This window comes from Brotaphodocola sp. (assembly GCF_050873065.1).
Lineage (GTDB): Bacteria > Bacillota > Clostridia > Lachnospirales > Lachnospiraceae > Brotaphodocola.
Genome location: NZ_JBNMIC010000020.1, coordinates 1 through 18,068, shown reverse-complemented (window position 1 = coordinate 18,068; position 18,068 = coordinate 1). Strand labels below are relative to the sequence as shown.

Below are 18,068 nucleotides of genomic sequence, written 5' to 3'. Positions count from 1 at the left end.
ATCAAATAACACTTTCCTGAAAATTTTCCGATATACAAAAAATGGGAACTGCACCTTTTCAGATGCAATTCCCATTTTTTATTTTTCCAATCAACCCTTCTTGAAGGATGCACGCTTACGCAGAAGAGGATCAAGAATACGCTTACGGATACGCAGGTTCTCCGGGGTAACCTCAAGAAGCTCATCGGTATCGATGAACTCGAGGCACTGCTCAAGGCTCATCACCTTCTTCGGAACCAGACGCAGAGCTTCATCGGAGCTTGAGGAACGGGTGTTGGTCAGCTTCTTCGTCTTGCAGACGTTAACCTCGATATCCTCGGTCTTCGGGCTCTGTCCGATAACCATACCGGAATATACCTTCTCGCCAGGTCCGATGAACAGGGTTCCACGCTCCTGTGCATTGAACAGACCGTAGGTGATTGCCTCACCACTCTCGTATGCGATCAGGGAACCGGTTCTGCGGTAGCTTAAATCACCCTTGTACGGGCCATATCCGTCGAACATCGTGTTGATGATACCATTTCCCTTGGTATCGGTCATGAACTCACCGCGGTATCCGATCAGACCTCTTGCCGGGATGGAGAACTCCAGACGGGTGTATCCGCCGTTTGTCGGGCTCATTCCCTGAAGCTCACCCTTTCTGGAAGTCAGCTTCTGGATAACAGCGCCGGTGAACTCCTCCGGAACATCGATGTAAGCAAGCTCCATCGGCTCCTGCTTCTGGTTTCTCTCATTGTACTTGTAGAGAACCTCTGCCTTGCTGACTGCGAACTCAAAGCCCTCACGGCGCATGTTCTCGATCAGGACGGACAGATGAAGCTCACCACGTCCGGATACCTTGAAGCAATCCGGGGAATCCGTCTCCTCAACACGCAGGCTGACATCGGTGTTCAGCTCACGGAACAGACGCTCACGGATGTGACGGGAAGTGATGAACTTACCTTCCTGACCTGCTAACGGACTGTCGTTTACCATGAAGTTCATGGCGATCGTCGGCTCAGAAATCTTCTGGAACGGAATTGCCTCCGGGTTCTCCACGGAACACAGGGTATCTCCGATGTGAAGATCGGTGATTCCGGAAACAGCAACGATATCTCCGATGGTTGCCTCCTGAACCTCAACTCTCTTCAGACCGTCGAACTGGTACAGCTTACCGATCTTAACGCGGCGCATCTTATCCGGATCGTGATGGTTTACGATTGCAACTTCCTGGTTGACCTTTACAACACCATTGTCGATCTTACCGATACCGATACGGCCTACATACTCGTTGTAGTCGATTGTGGAGATCAGCATCTGGGTTGGTGCATCCGGATCACCCTGCGGAGCCGGAATGTAGTTGATGATCGTCTCAAACAGCGGGCTCATGTCCACGTCCGGATCGTCCAGTTCCTTCTTCGCAAATCCAGCCTTTGCAGATGCGTATACGAACGGGCAGTCAAGCTGCTCATCAGAAGCATCCAGATCCATGAACAGTTCCAGAACCTCATCGATGACATCGTTCGGTCTTGCCTCCGGACGGTCGATCTTGTTGATGCAGACGATGACAGAGAGATCCAGATCCAGTGCCTTCTGCAGAACGAACTTCGTCTGCGGCATCGGGCCCTCATAAGCATCTACAACCAGAACAACGCCGTCTACCATCTTCAGTACACGCTCAACCTCTCCGCCGAAGTCTGCATGTCCAGGAGTATCGATGATGTTGATCTTCTTGTCTTTGTAGAAAACTGCGGTGTTCTTGGACAGAATGGTGATACCGCGCTCACGCTCGATATCGTTGGAGTCCATGACACGCTCTTCCACTTCCTGATTTGCACGGAATACACCGCTCTGCTTTAACAGCTCATCAACCAGGGTTGTTTTACCGTGGTCAACATGGGCGATAATCGCGATGTTTCTTACGTCTTCTCTCTTAATCTTCATCTCTGTGATCTTCCTTTTTAATCTTTAAAAGAGCTAAGGACAATCAACTCTGCCCTTAGCTCCTGTTCTCAGTTTCCATTACAGTACTCTAATATAGCATTGCATTCCACAGATTGCAAGGTTTTTTTTCGCGATTTTCACATTTTATAAGGTGTGAAAACCTTGCACGCAAAAAAATACAAAACCGCATCATCAATCCTCAAACAGGATCATCTCCCCGTCAAGCATTCCATAATAGAGGGTTCCCTCCCGCTCAATCTGCGCCCTTCCGGCAGTCTTCTCCGTCACCTGACTGAGGAATGATCCCGTCTGGTCGACCGGAACCATAAATGTCATGTCAACCTGATCCGTGTACTGGGTGTCGAGTATCGTCAGCCCCATCTGCCCTGCGACATACTGGAGTTTTCCGACCCCATTGTAATCCGTGTGGATCAGAATCCGGTCTCCGAGGCATTTTTCCACAATCGCACTGTTTTCAAGTCCCTCCTGAACCGCACCGGAGTAGGCGCGCACAAGGCCTCCGGTTCCAAGCAGAGTTCCCCCAAAGTAACGGGTGACAACCACGCAGATGTTGCGGACTTCCTCGCCGAGAAGCACATCGAGCATCGGACGGCCCGCCGTCTGGCTCGGCTCCCCGTCATCGCTGCATCTCTGCACCTGACCACGCTCTCCGATCACATAGGCGGAGCAGTTATGTCTCGCATCCCAGTACTTTTTTTTCATCTCCTCGATGAAGGCGATCGCCTCCTCCTCACTCTTTACCGGTCTTGTCGTCGCGATAAAACGGGACTTTTTCTCGACAAGTTCTCCCTCCCCGCCCCGGTAGAGAATTTTATACTGTTTTGGCATGTTGCTTGTCTGTTCCATATTTCGTTTCCTTTTCTCTCGTTCTCTGGTTTTCCAGTTTTCTTTTCCAATCCACGTATGCTGATCTTACATGCGTTGTTTTAATCAAAATCGCTGTGGCCGAACGGATTTGAATCCTTTCTTCCACGGTATCTTCCTATCTTCTTTCATATCATACCATAAGAAAAGAAAGATTGCCAGTGAATTGCCAGCGTTGGATTCTTACCTGTTACTGTTTGCGCAACGCGTGAACAGTAACCTACTGCCTACTCACGTACAGTAACAAAATTCTGCACAGTTTACTTGTCGGTCAGTTTTTGTTATAATGAGAAAAGCTGATACACATTTTTATTTTTCAGGAGGATTTTTTGCCAAATACATGAATTATGGAAAAGAAGCAACAGAAAAGAAGATCGATCTGATCTATTCTAAGAAAAAGAAATACACGACCCGTGTCCTTCTCACTTTCTTCAAGACCTTTCTGATTCTCTGCCTCTTTGCCGTTCTGGTCACTTCCAGCATCGGCATCGGCATTTTCATGGGAATCATTGACAGTGCCCCGGAACTCAATGTAGACAGCATTGTCCCGGTCGGCTATGCCACAACGGTCTATGACAGTGCCGGAAATCTGACTGACACGCTCGTGCAAACCGGTTCCAACCGCGAGGAAGCCTCCTATGATGAGCTTCCCAAGGACCTCATCAATGCCTTCGTCGCGATCGAGGATTCGCGATTCTGGCAGCACAACGGAATTGATCTGCGCTCCATCTCCCGCGCGGCTGTCGGCGTTCTGACCGGCAAAAATCTCGGCGGTGGAAGCACGCTGACCCAGCAGCTGATCAAGAACAACGTCTTCAACGGCGGAATGGAGACCAGCTTCGGTGCCCGCCTAGAGAGAAAGATCCAAGAGCAGTATCTCGCGCTCCAGCTCACGCGCTCCATGGACCGCAAGCTGATCCTCACAAATTACTTAAACACGATCAACCTTGGAAACAACACGCTCGGAGTCAAAGTTGCCGCCAGACGGTATTTTAATAAGAATGTCTCCGACCTGACACTTTCCGAGTGTGCCGTCATTGCAGGAATCACCCAGAACCCTTCCCGCCTGAATCCGATCACAGGACAGGAAGCAAATGCCGAGAAGCGCAAAGTGATCCTTCAATATATGTACGAACAGGGCTACATCACAAAAGAGCAGCAGGAAGAGGCACTCGCCGACGATGTCTATGCGCGTATTCAGAACATCGACACCGCCAACCGCGAGAACTCCAACCCGTACAGCTACTTCACCGATGAGCTGATCCAGCAGGTCAAGGATACGCTGATGGAAAAACTCGGATACACCGACACGCAGGCGCACAACCTGATTTACAGCGGCGGTCTCCAGATTTATACGACTCAGGATCCGTCTCTCCAGACCATCGTGGATGAGGAGGTCAACAATCCGGAAAACTACGCAGTCAAGCGCTACTCGATCGAATACCGTCTTTCCGTCACACATGCAGATGGTACGACGGAACACTTCTCGGAAAAATCGATGCGCACCTGGCATGCAGATGTCCGCGAGGACAATTTTGACGGTCTCTACGACACCGAGGAAGCGATCGATGCAGATATCGAGGCTTATAAAGCCTACCTGCTTAAGGAGGGTGATACTGTCATCGGAGAGCGGCTGACAAAAGTACTTGAACCTCAGGTTTCCTTTGTTCTCATGGATCAGAAAACCGGACAGGTCAAGGCAATCAGCGGAGGCCGCGGTTCAAAGACTGCCAGCCTGACGTTAAACCGCGCGACGAACACGCTTCGTCAGCCGGGATCGACATTCAAGATCATTTCCTCGTTTGCACCCGCGATCGATGCGCGCGGAGCAACCCTCGGAACCGTATACTACGACGCCCCGTATACCGTCGGCAACAAAACGTTTTCCAACTGGTACAGTCAGGGTTACACCGGTTACTCGAGCATCCGCGACGGTATCATCTACTCGATGAACATTGTCGCTGTGCGCTGTCTGATGGAAACGGTGACTCCGCAGGTCGGCGTGGAATATGCCAACAACTTCGGAATCACCTCGCTGACGGCAACCGACTACAATGCGGCAACCGCACTCGGCGGACTGACAAAGGGTGTCAGCAACCTTGAGCTGACTGCCGCCTACGCCGCAATCGCAAACGGCGGTGTCTACACGAAACCGATCTTCTTCACGAAGATTCTCGATCACGACGGTAAGATCCTGATCAACAATGAGCCGGAGACGCACCGCGTGCTCAAGGATTCCACCGCCTTTCTTCTGACGGATGCGATGTCCGACTCGATGGAGGCAAACCGCAAGTTCGGAAGTTCGATCAACTCGACGAGCACGCGTGCGAAGATCCCGAACATGTCAAGTGCCGGAAAGAGTGGAACGACATCCAAGAACAATGATATCTGGTTTGTCGGTTACACCCCGTACTTCACGGCAGGTATCTGGGCGGGCTGCGACGACAACCAGAAGCTGACTTCCCGAAACGGAGGCACCTCCTTCCACAAGGATATCTGGCGGAAGATCATGACCCGGGTTCACGACGGAAAGGACGATCCCGGTTTCAGCGTTCCGGACAGTGTCGAGACGGCCGTGATCTGCCGAAAGTCCGGAAAACTCGCAATCCCCGGAGTCTGTGATGAAGATCCGCGCGGAGATGCCACCTACACCGAATATTTCGCAAAGGGCAGCGTTCCGACAGATCTGTGCGATGTCCACGTTCGCGCAACCGTGTGCAGCATCACCGGACTTCTTCCGAACTCCGGATGTCCGAAGTCCACAAAGATCCGTCTGGCACTCCCAGCCGATGCGGAGAGTACGACCGATGATTCCGACTACGCGATGCCGACGAAAAAGTGCAGCGGACACAGGGCTTCCACAATCACCCCTACGACAGCAGCCAGTGAAAGCGGCGGAAGTCTCAACCAGACTCCGGAGACGCTTCCGCCAGCCGGAACCAGCAGCCTTGGTCCTGGCTATGGCCCGGGAGGTGGTGCTTCTGTCCTTCCGAGAGCCGGAGTTTCCAACGGCCCCGGACGCGATTAACTAACAAGTTTTTTTCTTATTCTTTCATTTTCGGCTGAAAGAGGAGGGCGGCAAGATAGCCAAAAATCAGTGCGGCGGAGATTCCCGCTGCACTGGCCTCTAGCCCTCCGCTAAAAATCCCGGTCATCCCATCCTCTGCAATTCCTTCTTTCACTCCCTTCCAGAGTGTATTTCCAAATCCGAGAAGCGGCACCCCGGCTCCCGCACCCGCCCACTCCGCAAAGGGCTGATAAATTCCAAAAAATCCGAGAATTGATCCAAGAACCACAAGCAGCACCATCACGCGCCCCGGCATCATCTTTGTGCGGTCAAGCAAAATCTGGACAAGCGCACAGATTCCTCCTCCGACAAGAAACGCTTTTCCGACTTCTATTGCAGCTTCCGTTATTGTCATTTATTCTGTTCTCCTTTCTCAGCTCATGCCATCTATATCCTAATAGCATCCTATATCTGCGATCTTTCCCGATCCAGTTTTTTATCCGATTTTCCATCTGGTTTTTCATACGATTTCTAATCAGACTTCTATCCGGTTTCTTTCGTCACGGATTTTCCATGTTCCGCCCACTCTCACACCCGCTCAAGAATCACTGCGTGCGCGATTCCCGGAATATTCTCCCCCTCATTGTAGCTGACGGTGGAGAGCAGGGCACCTGTCGGCAGAAAGAGAACTCTCTTCCATGTCCCACGCAAAAGTTCCGGAAGAATCCTCGCACACAGCGTGACTGCCGAACATCCGCACCCACTTCCGCCCGCATGGACATCCTGAGACGCCCGGTCATAAATCTCAATTCCGCAGTCCATATGGATTCCGGACAGCTCATGCCCCTGCTCTCTCATGAAATCCAGAAGAATCTTCTGACCGACTGTCCCGAGATCCCCTGTGATAATCCGGTCATAATACGTCTCATCGACTCCGAAATCCCCGAAATTTGTCATGATCGTATCCCATGCTGCCGGCGCCATCGCAGCTCCCATATTCATCGAATCGTGGATCCCCATATCTACCAGTTTCCCGGTTGTAACTCCCGAAATTCTGACTGCCACTCCCGATGCGGGACGCTTTGATGAGAGAACCACCGCGCCGCACCCTGTCACAGTCCACGAGGCGCTCTGCGGTCTCTGGCTTCCATATCCAAGCGGAAACCGGAACTGTTTCTCCGCAGTCGCATAGTGGCTCGATGCAAGTGCGAGCACACAGTCGGCATCCCCGGCCCCGATACACATGCTTCCGAGACTCAGCGCCTCCCCCATCGTCGAACACGCGCCGTAAAGCCCAAACAGAGGGATCTCCAGATCCACCGTTCCAAACGAGGTCGCAATCAGCTGGCCGAGCAGATCTCCCGCAAACAGATAGCGGACATCCTTTCTGTGGATATCCCGCTTTTCCAGTGCCAGATCCGCCGCCTGCTTCTGCATGGCACTCTCCGCCTGCTCCCAGTTTGGCGCGCCAAACATCGGATCCTGCTCCACAAGGTCAAACGCTTTTCCAAGAGGTCCCTCACCCTCCTTTTTTCCGACGACGGACGCCGATGAGATCAGGTAAACCGGGCGTCCCGGAACCATGCTCGCTTTTCCTTTCTGCATCTTATTAAAATCTCCTTTCTTCTCCTGGAATCTTATTTTTACCTGTTATTTGTGAATGTTATTGATTTTTTTAGAATTCCCTTTCTCCCCGGTTCTATTCCAGAGATTCCATGAAGTCTAAAGCTTTTTTCTCTTTTCACACATATCTGTCTTCCATTTCGCATATACTGATCTCTGAAAAGGATGTGATATACTATGATGATTCTCAATTTTTTAAGAAACCACGCACGTACCCTTATGACCCTGATCTGTCTGTTCACGATTATCACGCTTCTCGGCATTCTCTGGATGAACACCCGTCAGCCGACCTATGAGGGAAGCACACTGATCCGGCAGATCTCTCCCGGCTCTCTCAAATGCACTCAAAATCCCTTCGCCATCCCGTTGGAGGTGGGTCTGTGAGCGCTTCCACCTCTGCGGTCTATCTGAATTTAAGAGAGATCTCAGAAGTGCATGAAAAAGACGTTTTTTTGAGGGATGTGGCCGATGTCTACTGCAAGAATCCCCATATCCAGAACCGGTGCAATTCGATGAAAATCCGAACGCTTCACAGTTCAAAGCCTCGGCGCTATGTCTGTCAGGCTCTGGATGTGATCTCCCTCTTAGAATCTGCTGATTCCACGATTCAGGTCACGAACATCGGAAAAGTCGAATTCATCATCGACTATCAGCCTCCGCACCCGCCAAGGTATTTCTCGGCATGGGCAAAGACTCTGGCCGTCTGCCTGATCGCATTCTGCGGATCCGCTTTCGCCATCATGACATTCAACAACGATGTCAATGTGACCGACGTCTTCTCCGAGGTCTACCATCTTGTGACCGGACAGGAAAAATCCGGTTTCACCGTCCTCGAGGCCTCCTATTCCCTTGGACTTGCCATCGGGATTCTCACTTTTTTCAACCATGTGCTCCGCTTCAAGCTGAACACGGATCCGACGCCGCTTGAGGTGGAAATGCGGCTCTACGAGGAAAATATCTGCAAGACACTGATTCAAAACGACTCTCGAAAGGAGCAGGACATCGATGTTCACTAATCCACTTCTCCGTTTTCTTCTGCTCGCTCTGATCGGACTGAGCGCCGGAAGCATCATTGCGGCCGGTGTCTTCGCATTTCTCGCCATCATCGGCGTTTTCCCCCGCCTGATCGGAAAGACCAAGACGCGCTCCCACATCATGCTCTACGAGACGGTGATCGTTTCCGGCGGAATCTTTGGAAATTTCTGGGACATCTATGAATTCCCACTCACCCAGGTCTTCTCCCCGATCGCCCCGGTTCTTCTCGCCATCTTCGGAGTCTGTGTCGGCGTTTTCGTCGGCTGTCTCGCCATGTCACTCGCAGAAACACTGAAGGCACTTCCGGTCATCAGCAGACGGATCCGTCTCTCGGTTGGACTCCAGTATCTGATTTTCTCAATCGCACTCGGCAAACTGGCAGGATCCCTGCTCTACTTTTTTTATGGGATGGACGGGTGAAATTTTTATATCAGAGTGCTCTATGACTATGATAGAATTTTTGAACGGAAAAATGTTAAAAATAATAAGAACAAGAAGAAATGGAGGATAATTTCCTATGGAACTGAACAAGAAAGCATACGGCGATTACGTCAAACAGATCACGCCCGTCAACGGACTTCTCACGGATATGGGAAAAGCCTTTCTGACTGGAGGTCTCATCTGTGCAGGCGCGCAGATCCTGATTCTCCTTCTCGTCAGCCGCACCGGACTTGAAAAAGAAAAAGCACAGACTCTCGCACAGCTGACACTGATCTTTCTCAGCGCTCTCTTTACCGGTCTCGGAATCTACCCCAAAATTGTCAAATGGGGCGGGGCAGGTGCTCTCGTTCCGATCACCGGATTTGCAAACTCCGTTGCCGCCCCCGCAATCGAATACCGGGCAGAAGGCCATGTCTTTGGCATCGGCGTCAAGATCTTCACGATTGCCGGTCCGGTGATTCTCTACGGAGTCTTAAGCAGCTGGATTCTCGGTCTGATTTTTCTGATCGGAACGTTCTTTGGAATCGTAAGATTATGAAGGCTCTCTCATCCACTCCCGCATGCGCTGCAAAATTCGTTTTTCCATGCGGGATACCTGTACCTGTGACAATGACAGTTCTCTTGCAATCTGCGTCTGTGTCTGATCTTCAAAGTAACGCCTCACAATAATCTCCCTCTCTATGCCTTCAAGCTTTCCGAGAAGGCGCTCGAGAATGAGGCGGTTCATCAGATGTTCTTCCTCCCGGTTGTCATCCGCAAGGCGGTCCATCAGGAAAAGTTCCTGTCCATCTTTATTTCCAATATTCCGGTCAATCGAATCCACCTGTGCAGCTGCCTCAAGGGATGCCGCCGCTTCCTCCCGCGACACCCCGACACGTCCGGCAATCTCATCGAGTCCCGGCTCTCTGCCAAATTCTGCCGTCAGCGCTTCCCTCGCCGAGCAGACACGCACTGCCAGTTCTTTCATTGAACGGCTGACTTTAATCATCCCGTCATCTCTTAAAACTCTCCGGATCTCTCCGGCAATCATGGGCACTGCATACGTCGAGAAGCAGACGTCAAAACTCAGATCAAAGCGATCGACCGCCTTCAAAAGTCCAATGCATCCAATCTGGAACAGATCCTCTGCCTCATATCCTCTTCCCATAAAGCGCCGGACCATGCTCCAGACAAGGCCGGTATTTGCAAGCACAACCGCTTCCCGGCACTGCCTCTCTCCCTCTCTGGCCCGCCGCAAAAGTTCCCGCACATCCTCCATGCCATCACCGCCCGATTCTCTTTTTCATGATGACAAGCGTCCCTTTACCAGGCTCTGATTGCACTTCCAGCTCATCCATGAATGCCTCCATAAAGGAAAAGCCCATGCCGGAGCGCTCCCCGGAGCGATCGGTTGTAAAGAGCGGTTCGAGTGCCTTTTCCACGTTCTCGATACCTTTTCCACTGTCCCGAATCTGAATCGTAAGTTCCGTCCCCTCGATCTCCATGTCCATCTCAATGATTCCCGGTCTCCCTCCGTACCCATGAATCTCCGCATTCGTCACAGCCTCTGAGACCGCAGTCTTCACATCCTCAATCTCCTCAAGCGTCGGATCGAGACGACTCATGAAAACGGCCGCCACCACCCGGGCAAACTCCTCATTCTCCGATAAACTTTCCATCTCCATATGAAACCGCTGCATGCACCTTTCCTCCGTCTCACCCTGCAATTGCCGCTTCTTTTGTGTCAAAATGGCGGATCAGGCGCGTCACTCCCCCGATCGCAAGCACACGCCTAATCTGCTCTTTTACCCCGTAAAGGGTCACACTCCCCCCGCTTCTCGCCATCTGCTTATAGCGGTTTAGAAGGACTCCGATTCCGGAAGAATCCATGAACTCCGTTCTGGAAAAATCAAACACCACCTTGCGGATATAATTTTCCGAGAACAGAAGATCCGTCTCATACCTCAAGTTCCGGCAGTTGTGATGATCCAGTTCTTTCGGAAGGTGAATCACCAGAATCTGATCTCTTGCCTCATAAGTGAAGGTTTCTGTCATAGCTATGTCCCCCTTTTTATTCCTATATTTTTTATATTTAAGTAACTTCTATAACAATAAATGAAGAAAACTTTTAATCGAAACTTATCTATTTCGTTAATTCAAATCAAGCACTCAGTATTCTTAACTGGCGCCGAGATGGGAAAGTGCAGGCAAACCCGTGTGAGACGTCGGTGCTTAGACTGCGTATTTTGCAGTCTTATGCACCGCTACGTCGAACCCGGAGCGAGAGCGCGTTTGCATGACTTTACCCATCGTCGGCGCCCCATCTCAGCACCGATCCATTTCTACTTCTCCATCTCGCCATCCAATTTTACCAAAATAAAAAGCACGCCAGATCCGTCGCCTACGCAATTTCTCTGTCGTGCTTTTTATTTTCTAATCTTTTTCTTAATATCCTCTCTGTCTCTGCGCCTCTCTCGCATACTCAGAATTCGGGAAATTCAAAATCACATCCCCGTAATACGTGTTTGCAGAGTTCATATCTCCCTGTGCCTGGTAGACACTTCCGAGCTTATACAGCGCAGAAGGGTTGTCTCCCTTGATCATCAGACTCTTCTGGTAATACTCAAGTGCCTGCTGGGATGCCGGGTCCTGAGAAGCCGCCTCATCGCCCAATCCCTCCAGAATTTTCCACGCCTTCTCTCCCATATCGGTCTGAATCCATGAGACGGTATTCCGGACGGAGGCATCATCATTCATCACAGAAAAATCTGTATCCGAGTAGAGCTGTGCTGCCGTCTTCATATCATTGTCTCGGTACGCCTGAAGAATCTGAACCAGTTTCTGATACTGGCTTAAAATTCCATCATTGCTGCTGACAATCGTCTGAAGGGAATCTTCCGCTTTCTGCTTTTCCGCATTCGCCGTTTCAAGCTGGCTGTTCAAGTCGTCCACTTCCAGATTTTTCTGATTCAGCTGTTCGAGGATCTTCTGTGCCTCCTGATTGTGGCTCGCGTTGAGTGCCTCTGTCTTTGCCGGCATGACAAGAAAGAAAATCACCATCGCTCCGAGGACAAGACCCACCAGAATGTTTAAAACCGACTGAAGTCCCGTCGTCTCTTTGTAGCTTGGCGGGATGATGATGTCATCATCCTGCATCTGACGGTGAGAAAACGCATTTTTCAGCTTTCTTCTCTCTACTTCCGCCTTTCCGGTGTGCTTCTTTGCCACATCCATGTAGCGCTGGGCCTGCGGATTGTAGCGGTCAACCTTGAGTGCCTGATACAGACAGCGCCCTGCCTTTGTGTAATCTTCCCGCTGAAGATAGAGCAGAGCGAGCAGTTCCTGTGCCTTCACATACTGCGGAAAATCCTCAAGCATGCGGGAGAGCATCAGCACTGCGAGATCCTCGTTGTTGTTTGCGGCATGTCCAAGCGCCTGATTGAACTTTTTCTCCGCCTGGTCTGCCATCTCGAGATAGCCCTTGTCCTCATGGACGCGCCGCAGATATTCTTCCGCAAGATTGTCCTTGTCCTGAAGATTCAGACTGATCACCCACTGCGTGAGTGCTGCTCCGACTTCTCCGGTCTCATTGTAAATCAGTCCCAGAAGATTCCGGGCGTCCGTCTGGTACTTGTCAAATCGCAGACTTCTCTTGAGTGCCGCAGCCGCTCCGGTCAGATCTCTCTGTCCCGCTTTCTCGAGTCCCAGATTATAATAGGCATCCGCGATCCGGCGGTTTCTTTTTTGTGTATCCATCCTATATCCTCTATATCCGCCTTACTGTTTTTTCTCTCTCAAAAATTCCATCATCAGGTCATTCATATCCGTTAAATCTTCCCGCACAATCGCCGCTTCCACTTCACTCACCTCAAGGCTCGGCTTAAATCGGGCAATCTCCTGCTCAAAATCCAGCATGACTGTTCTTCACCCATCCTTTCTTCCATTCCAAAGTCACCGTTTCCGGGAATCCTTCTCGCAAACAGCTTCCGGCATCGAATTTAAGATTCTCTGAATCTCTCCGATCAGATACAGCGAGCCGACAACATACAGGCGGTCATTCTCGCCCTTTTTTGCCAGTGCCGCCCGAAGCGCCTCCCCCGCCGAGGGATACTGCTCAACACAATTGCAGCCAGCCGTCCGGAAAAGTCCCGCAAGCAGATGTTCATCTGTCGCACGCGCACTGTCGATATGGACAACGGTCACAGCCGACGGATGAAGACTCTCACAGAGCATTTTTACCATCTCCCGGTAATCCTTGTCCGAGACCGCTGCAAACAGCAGCTGAATGTTTTTCTCACTCTTCTGTGCCCGGACCGCCTCAATAAAAGCGGAGATTCCTCCGGGATTATGGGCACCGTCAAGCCAGACATCTTCTCTGACTTTCTGCATTCTTCCGGGCCAGCACACATGAGAGAGCGCCTCTTTTTTGGTCTGATCCGCCACCGGACGGATCTCTCCGTTTTTGACAAGCACCTCTATCGTCCTGAGTGCAAGCAGGGCATTCTGTGCCTGATACGGGGCAGAAAACTTCACTTCCGAAACAATATTGCGATCGGTCGCATCCTGTTCTTGTATATTCTTCGCTTCCCTCTCCTGTACACTGGCGGCAGAATCAAAACTGCCATAATTGACCGGATAACAGGCAGAACCCATGCGCTCTGCCTGCCCTGCAATCACTGCGGATGCCTCCGGCTTGGTATCATCAAAAATCACCGGCACTCCCGCCTTGATGATTCCCGCTTTCTGCATCGCAATCTCCGGAATGCTTGTACCAAGATAAGCGGTGTGATCGAGACTGATCGAAGTGATGACACAGGCTTTCGGGCTCCGGATGACATTCGTCGTGTCGAGAAGTCCTCCGAGTCCGGTTTCCAACACCACCCAGTCCGGTTTCTCCCGCCCATACAGATCCATTGCCATCAGAAAGACAAATTCAAAGAACGTCGGATGGGCATATCCCCTCGCACACATCTTTTCTGTGACGGCACGCACATTCTCAAAACTCTTTTCAAACGTTTCCTCGGGTGCCGGACTTCCGTCGAGAAGAAACCGCTCTTTCACATCGGTCAGATGCGGAGAGATAAACGTTCCGACCCGGTATCCGGCGCGCAGAAGAACCGCTGTCAGATCCGCACAGACGGAGCCCTTGCCGTTTGTGCCTGCCACATGAATGATGCGGAGCGAATCGTCCGGATTTCCAAGTTCTGCAAGGAAATCCCGCACCTGCTCCAGCGTGTTTTTCTTTCTGGTCCAGAACGGAATCTGATCCAGATAAGCTCTTGCCTGCTGTTCCATCTCTTTCTTTTTCTTTCCTTTCCAGGCTCTGAACTGTTACAATGTATGCAATCATGTCCGGGGTTATGCACACTTTCTGCCTGTGCCCCCGGACATGTCTGCTGTTTCTGCCTGATGCTCTCTTTTATCTATCCTATTTTCTTATTTCTTTAACTGAGCTAAATGCTCCTCAACCTGCTTCATCATCTGGGTGTACTTTTCTAACTTTGCCTTCTCCTCAGCGATCTTTGCCTCCGGAGCCTTGCTGATGAATTTCTCATTGCTGAGCATTCCGTTTACACGCTTGAGCTCGCCCTCAAGACGGGTCTTCTCCTTCTCAAGACGCTCAATCTCCTTATCCACATCGACAAGCTCTGCAAACGGCATGTAAATCGATGCAGAAGAGATCACTGCGGACACGGCGTCCTCACCGATTCCGGTCTTATCGGACTGAAGCTCTACCTCACTCGCATAGGCAAGTGCTGCAAAGAACGATTTGCTGTGTTCAAAGATCTCAAGGACATCCTGACGATCAGATACGACAAATACCTTTGCCTTTTTGCTCGGCGGAACATTCATGGAAGTGCGCACGTTACGGATTGCACGGACTGCCTCCTTGATCGTCTCAACTGCCTGCTCCTCAGATGCAAAGTTGAGTTTCTCGCTGTACTCCGGCCAAGCAGAGATCATGATCGAGGACTCTTCCTCCTGAAGGTTGCAGAAGATCTCCTCCGTGATGAACGGCATATACGGGTGCAGAAGCTTTAAGGACTGAATCAGAACCTTCTTTAAGGTCCACAGAGCTGCTGCCTTCGTCGTGTCCTCATCGTTCCACAGACGCGGTTTTACCATCTCGATATACCAGTCGCAGAACTCCTCCCAGATGAAGTCGTAGACCTTCTGGAGGGCAATTCCAAGCTCGAACTTGTCGAGATTCTCCGTGACATCCTTTGCCAGTGTATTGACGCGGGAGAGGATCCACTTGTCTGCCAGAGTAAGCGGTGCGCTCTCTGCCAGAGATGCATCTGCATCCTTTGCGTATGCGCGGTCATACTCTGCCATGCGCTCTGCGCTTGCCTTCTCGATGTTCATCATGATGAAACGGGATGCATTCCATACCTTGTTTGCGAAGTTACGGCTGTTCTCCACACGCTCCCAGTAGAAACGCATATCGTTGCCCGGTGCATTTCCGGTGATCAGCGTCATACGCAGGGCATCTGCGCCGTACTTGTCGATAACCTCAAGCGGATCGATTCCGTTTCCGAGGGACTTACTCATCTTGCGTCCCTGGGAGTCGCGGACAAGACCGTGGATCAGAACCGTGTTGAACGGGCATTTGCCGGTCTGCTCAATTCCGGAGAATACCATACGGATTACCCAGAAGAAGATGATGTCGTAACCGGTTACAAGCACGTCGGTCGGATAGAAGTAGTCAAGCTCTTTCGTCTTGTCCGGCCAGCCGAGCGTGGAGAACGGCCACAGTGCAGAGGAAAACCAGGTATCAAGCGTATCCTCATCCTGCTTGAAATGTGTGCATCCGCACTTCGGGCACTTCTCCGGCATCTCTTTTGCGACAACGATCTCGCCGCACTCATCACAGTAGTAAGCCGGGATCCGGTGGCCCCACCACAGCTGTCTCGAGATACACCAGTCGCGGATTCCCTCAAGCCAGTGCATATAGGTCTTTCCAAAGCTTTCTGGAACGAACTTGAGCTCTCCGCTCTTCAATGCCTCGATCGCCGGTTTTGCCATCTCCTCCATGCGGACGAACCACTGCTGTTTTACCATCGGCTCTACGGTCGTCTTGCAGCGGTCATGGATACCAACATTGTGAGCGTGCGGAACAACCTTCACGAGAAGACCGAGCGCTTTCAGATCCTCAACCATTGCCTTTCTCGCCTCATAGCGATCCATGCCATCGTACTTGCTTCCCGGGCAGTTGATCGTTGCATCGTCATGCATGATACAGATCTCCGGCAGATTGTGACGGCGGCCAACCTCGAAGTCATTCGGGTCATGTGCCGGGGTGATCTTTACGCATCCGGTACCGAACTCCTTGTCTACGTAGGCATCAGCGACAACCGGAATCTCTCGGTCCGTTAACGGAAGTTTGAGCATCTTTCCGACAAGGTCCTTATAACGGTCATCATCTGGGTTTACTGCAACTGCGGTATCGCCAAGCAGAGTCTCCGGACGGGTCGTTGCGATCTCAACGAACCTTCCCTCCTCACCGACGATCGGGTAGTTGATGTGCCAGAAGAAGCCGTTCTGCTCCTCGTGCTCTACCTCAGCGTCAGAGATGGAAGTCTGACATACCGGACACCAGTTGATGATTCTCGAACCCTTGTAGATATATCCTTTTTCGTGAAGTTTGATGAAAACTTCCTGAACTGCCTTGGAACAACCCTCATCCATTGTGAAACGCTCGCGATCCCAGTCAGCGGAAGAGCCGAGCTTGTGGAGCTGGTTGATGATGCGGGTGCCGTATACCTTCTTCCAGTCCCAGCATGCCTCGAGGAACTTGTCACGTCCGAGATCGTGCTTGTCAATGCCCTCGCTCTTTAACTTGTCGATAACCTTAACCTCGGTTGCGATTGCTGCGTGGTCGGTTCCCGGCTGCCACAGAGCCTCATAGCCCTGCATTCTCTTGTAACGGATCAGGATATCCTGCATCGTGTTGTCAAGTGCATGACCCATGTGCAGCTGTCCGGTGATGTTTGGCGGCGGCATAACGATCGTAAACGGCTTCTTTCCCTCTCTCTTTCCGCGCTCTGCATCTGCGTGGAAGTACTTGTTGTCCAGCCATTTCTGGTACAGTTTTTCTTCAATCGCAGAAGGATTGTAAGTCTTTTCCAGTTCTTTCATGTTTCTTCCTTTCTCTGTGGGTTTCCCCGTAAATCCTGGAAACCTCTATGTGATCTTTCTTGTATCCGGTTCAAGGGCGGATCTTCAAATAAAATAAAATTTTACAAAATAAAAAACGCCCCTTATGCAGCAAAGACTCTCACTGCACAAAGGGCGAAATCCATCTCTTTGGAAATTCCGCGGTACCACCTTGATTTATCGCTTTTCTCTCCTTAACGCGGATCAGACGGGAAATCTTACTCTGAGAAATCTCATTCAGACTTCCGGCTCCGAAGCTACCTTCGTGCGCGCTCTCCGGGATCATCTTTCAGCCGATGGATCATCCTCTCTGGCGGATGCCTGCGCTCTACTCCTCTTCTTCACTGCCTTTTCATATGGTATTTATGATAGTATTTCCACGCAAATTTGTCAAGAAGCAAAATCGGATCGAAATTACAGTTTTCTCTTTTTCGTGACAAATCCTCCCGCAAGCACAAGTCCGGCAACTGCCAATACAGCTACAACAAGAACGACTGCACTTTTCCAGGTAAATATAGGGATTTTCCACTCCTGAACCCCAACCTCATCTCTCACCGTCAGCTCACACCGTTTTGAAGAGTGCCCCTCTCGCTCAAGATAATACGTTCCCGCCGAAAGTTCTGTGAACATCCTGCCATTTCCATCCTCACTCCAGGCATCAATCAGGCGATTGTCCGCATCGTAGAGCGCAAATCGGACACCGGAACTTCCCTTTTTAAACACGGCATCCACTGCCTGCACTTTCACCCGGAGCATGCGGTTTGTCAGGGAAAGCACTGTCTGAGCGCTGCCGCCGATTCTTCCCCACTCATCAACCGTCATCTCATATTCCACCGGATCTGGATGGTAATCATCGGAAGCTTTAGTCTGCTGAATGCGGTACGTCGTATTTTTGTGAACTGCCCATTGTCTAAAGCCAATGGGCTTCCTGCTTCACAGACCTCGTGACCTACTATCTCCACAGGCGTTAATTCGGGCAGTCCCCGCCCTATATATTTATTCTTCTTATGCTATTTGT

The 18,068-nt window shown here is 51.1% G+C and carries 17 protein-coding genes; 5 read left to right on the top strand and 12 right to left on the bottom strand.

Features of this window, described 5'->3' with window-relative positions:
• Positions 1-90: 90 nt before the first annotated feature.
• Complete coding sequence (gene typA, locus ACR0QE_RS07085) at positions 91-1,923, bottom strand: translational GTPase TypA (protein WP_432627666.1); 1,833 nt, start codon at positions 1,921-1,923, stop codon at positions 91-93.
• Between the two features lie 192 nt (positions 1,924-2,115).
• Positions 2,116-2,772 carry a YigZ family protein gene (locus tag ACR0QE_RS07080; protein ID WP_432627692.1) on the bottom strand — a complete coding sequence of 219 codons (657 nt, stop codon included), beginning with the start codon at positions 2,770-2,772 and terminating at the stop codon, positions 2,116-2,118.
• 376 nt (positions 2,773-3,148) lie between these two features.
• On the opposite strand from ACR0QE_RS07080, the gene ACR0QE_RS07075 reads away from it, so the two are divergent.
• Entirely contained in the window at positions 3,149-5,836 is a 2,688-nt protein-coding gene (locus ACR0QE_RS07075) for a transglycosylase domain-containing protein (RefSeq protein ID WP_432627665.1), read from the top strand.
• A gap of 16 nt (positions 5,837-5,852) precedes the next feature.
• Here the strand turns inward: ACR0QE_RS07075 and ACR0QE_RS07070 are convergent, their stop codons facing one another.
• Positions 5,853-6,209 (bottom strand): SpoVA/SpoVAEb family sporulation membrane protein, encoded by a 357-nt coding sequence (locus ACR0QE_RS07070; RefSeq protein ID WP_432627691.1) that lies wholly within the window; start codon positions 6,207-6,209, stop codon positions 5,853-5,855.
• 194 nt (positions 6,210-6,403) lie between these two features.
• Positions 6,404-7,420, bottom strand: a complete 1,017-nt coding sequence (locus ACR0QE_RS07065) for a stage V sporulation protein AD (RefSeq protein ID WP_432627664.1) — start codon at positions 7,418-7,420, stop codon at positions 6,404-6,406.
• Positions 7,421-7,615: 195 nt separating this feature from the next.
• Between ACR0QE_RS07065 and ACR0QE_RS07060 the strand changes: the two genes are divergently transcribed.
• From ACR0QE_RS07060 to ACR0QE_RS07045, 4 genes are all read left to right on the top strand, one after another.
• A complete protein-coding gene (locus tag ACR0QE_RS07060; RefSeq protein ID WP_432627663.1) occupies positions 7,616-7,822 on the top strand; it encodes a hypothetical protein in 207 nt (68 codons plus the stop codon).
• On the top strand, positions 7,819-8,454 hold the full coding sequence (locus ACR0QE_RS07055) for a stage V sporulation protein AA (protein ID WP_432627662.1): 636 nt from the start codon (positions 7,819-7,821) through the stop codon (positions 8,452-8,454). The genes ACR0QE_RS07060 and ACR0QE_RS07055 overlap by 4 nt, the downstream gene beginning before the upstream one ends.
• Positions 8,444-8,893: a stage V sporulation protein AB gene (locus tag ACR0QE_RS07050; protein ID WP_432627661.1), complete on the top strand. Its 450-nt coding sequence runs from the start codon at positions 8,444-8,446 to the stop codon at positions 8,891-8,893. Before ACR0QE_RS07055 ends, ACR0QE_RS07050 begins: the two co-directional genes overlap by 11 nt.
• 97 nt (positions 8,894-8,990) lie before the next feature.
• Positions 8,991-9,452 (top strand): SpoVA/SpoVAEb family sporulation membrane protein, encoded by a 462-nt coding sequence (locus ACR0QE_RS07045; protein WP_432627660.1) that lies wholly within the window; start codon positions 8,991-8,993, stop codon positions 9,450-9,452.
• Here ACR0QE_RS07045 and ACR0QE_RS07040 read toward each other — a convergent pair.
• The 8 genes from ACR0QE_RS07040 to ACR0QE_RS07005 form a co-directional block, all read right to left on the bottom strand.
• The gene (locus ACR0QE_RS07040; protein ID WP_432627659.1) at positions 9,447-10,172 is read right to left on the bottom strand and encodes a SigB/SigF/SigG family RNA polymerase sigma factor; all 726 of its coding nucleotides are present in this window, start codon (positions 10,170-10,172) and stop codon (positions 9,447-9,449) included. The two genes, ACR0QE_RS07045 and ACR0QE_RS07040, sit on opposite strands and share 6 nt — an antisense overlap.
• Positions 10,173-10,176: 4 nt before the next feature.
• The gene (gene spoIIAB / locus ACR0QE_RS07035; protein WP_432627658.1) at positions 10,177-10,593 is read right to left on the bottom strand and encodes an anti-sigma F factor; all 417 of its coding nucleotides are present in this window, start codon (positions 10,591-10,593) and stop codon (positions 10,177-10,179) included.
• Between the two features lie 16 nt (positions 10,594-10,609).
• Positions 10,610-10,948, bottom strand: a complete 339-nt coding sequence (locus ACR0QE_RS07030) for an STAS domain-containing protein (protein ID WP_432627657.1) — start codon at positions 10,946-10,948, stop codon at positions 10,610-10,612.
• A gap of 390 nt (positions 10,949-11,338) precedes the next feature.
• Positions 11,339-12,649, bottom strand: coding sequence for a tetratricopeptide repeat protein (locus ACR0QE_RS07025; RefSeq protein ID WP_432627656.1), 1,311 nt, complete (start codon positions 12,647-12,649; stop codon positions 11,339-11,341).
• 21 nt (positions 12,650-12,670) lie between these two features.
• Positions 12,671-12,808: a hypothetical protein gene (locus ACR0QE_RS07020; protein ID WP_432627655.1), complete on the bottom strand. Its 138-nt coding sequence runs from the start codon at positions 12,806-12,808 to the stop codon at positions 12,671-12,673.
• A 36-nt stretch (positions 12,809-12,844) separates the two neighbouring features.
• A complete protein-coding gene (locus ACR0QE_RS07015; protein ID WP_432627654.1) occupies positions 12,845-14,188 on the bottom strand; it encodes a bifunctional folylpolyglutamate synthase/dihydrofolate synthase in 1,344 nt (447 codons plus the stop codon).
• A 141-nt stretch (positions 14,189-14,329) separates the two neighbouring features.
• A complete protein-coding gene (locus ACR0QE_RS07010) occupies positions 14,330-17,032 on the bottom strand; it encodes a valine--tRNA ligase (RefSeq protein WP_432627653.1) in 2,703 nt (900 codons plus the stop codon).
• Positions 17,033-17,464: 432 nt separating this feature from the next.
• Positions 17,465-17,872, bottom strand: coding sequence for a hypothetical protein (locus ACR0QE_RS07005; RefSeq protein WP_432627652.1), 408 nt, complete (start codon positions 17,870-17,872; stop codon positions 17,465-17,467).
• Positions 17,873-18,068: the final 196 nt, after the last annotated feature.

Excerpts from the sequence above, each read along its gene's own strand:
- typA (WP_432627666.1), bottom strand. The coding sequence starts at position 1,923 with ATGAAGATTAAGAGAGAAGACGTAAGAAACATCGCGATTATCGCCCAT.
- ACR0QE_RS07080 (WP_432627692.1), bottom strand. The coding sequence starts at position 2,772 with ATGCCAAAACAGTATAAAATTCTCTACCGGGGCGGGGAGGGAGAACTT.
- ACR0QE_RS07075 (WP_432627665.1), top strand. The coding sequence starts at position 3,149 with ATGAATTATGGAAAAGAAGCAACAGAAAAGAAGATCGATCTGATCTAT.
- ACR0QE_RS07065 (WP_432627664.1), bottom strand. The coding sequence starts at position 7,420 with ATGCAGAAAGGAAAAGCGAGCATGGTTCCGGGACGCCCGGTTTACCTG.
- ACR0QE_RS07060 (WP_432627663.1), top strand. The coding sequence starts at position 7,616 with ATGATGATTCTCAATTTTTTAAGAAACCACGCACGTACCCTTATGACC.
- ACR0QE_RS07050 (WP_432627661.1), top strand. The coding sequence starts at position 8,444 with ATGTTCACTAATCCACTTCTCCGTTTTCTTCTGCTCGCTCTGATCGGA.
- ACR0QE_RS07045 (WP_432627660.1), top strand. The coding sequence starts at position 8,991 with ATGGAACTGAACAAGAAAGCATACGGCGATTACGTCAAACAGATCACG.
- ACR0QE_RS07040 (WP_432627659.1), bottom strand. The coding sequence starts at position 10,172 with ATGGAGGATGTGCGGGAACTTTTGCGGCGGGCCAGAGAGGGAGAGAGG.
- spoIIAB (WP_432627658.1), bottom strand. The coding sequence starts at position 10,593 with ATGCAGCGGTTTCATATGGAGATGGAAAGTTTATCGGAGAATGAGGAG.
- ACR0QE_RS07030 (WP_432627657.1), bottom strand. The coding sequence starts at position 10,948 with ATGACAGAAACCTTCACTTATGAGGCAAGAGATCAGATTCTGGTGATT.
- ACR0QE_RS07025 (WP_432627656.1), bottom strand. The coding sequence starts at position 12,649 with ATGGATACACAAAAAAGAAACCGCCGGATCGCGGATGCCTATTATAAT.
- ACR0QE_RS07020 (WP_432627655.1), bottom strand. The coding sequence starts at position 12,808 with ATGCTGGATTTTGAGCAGGAGATTGCCCGATTTAAGCCGAGCCTTGAG.
- ACR0QE_RS07015 (WP_432627654.1), bottom strand. The coding sequence starts at position 14,188 with ATGGAACAGCAGGCAAGAGCTTATCTGGATCAGATTCCGTTCTGGACC.
- ACR0QE_RS07010 (WP_432627653.1), bottom strand. The coding sequence starts at position 17,032 with ATGAAAGAACTGGAAAAGACTTACAATCCTTCTGCGATTGAAGAAAAA.
- ACR0QE_RS07005 (WP_432627652.1), bottom strand. The coding sequence starts at position 17,872 with ATGACGGTTGATGAGTGGGGAAGAATCGGCGGCAGCGCTCAGACAGTG.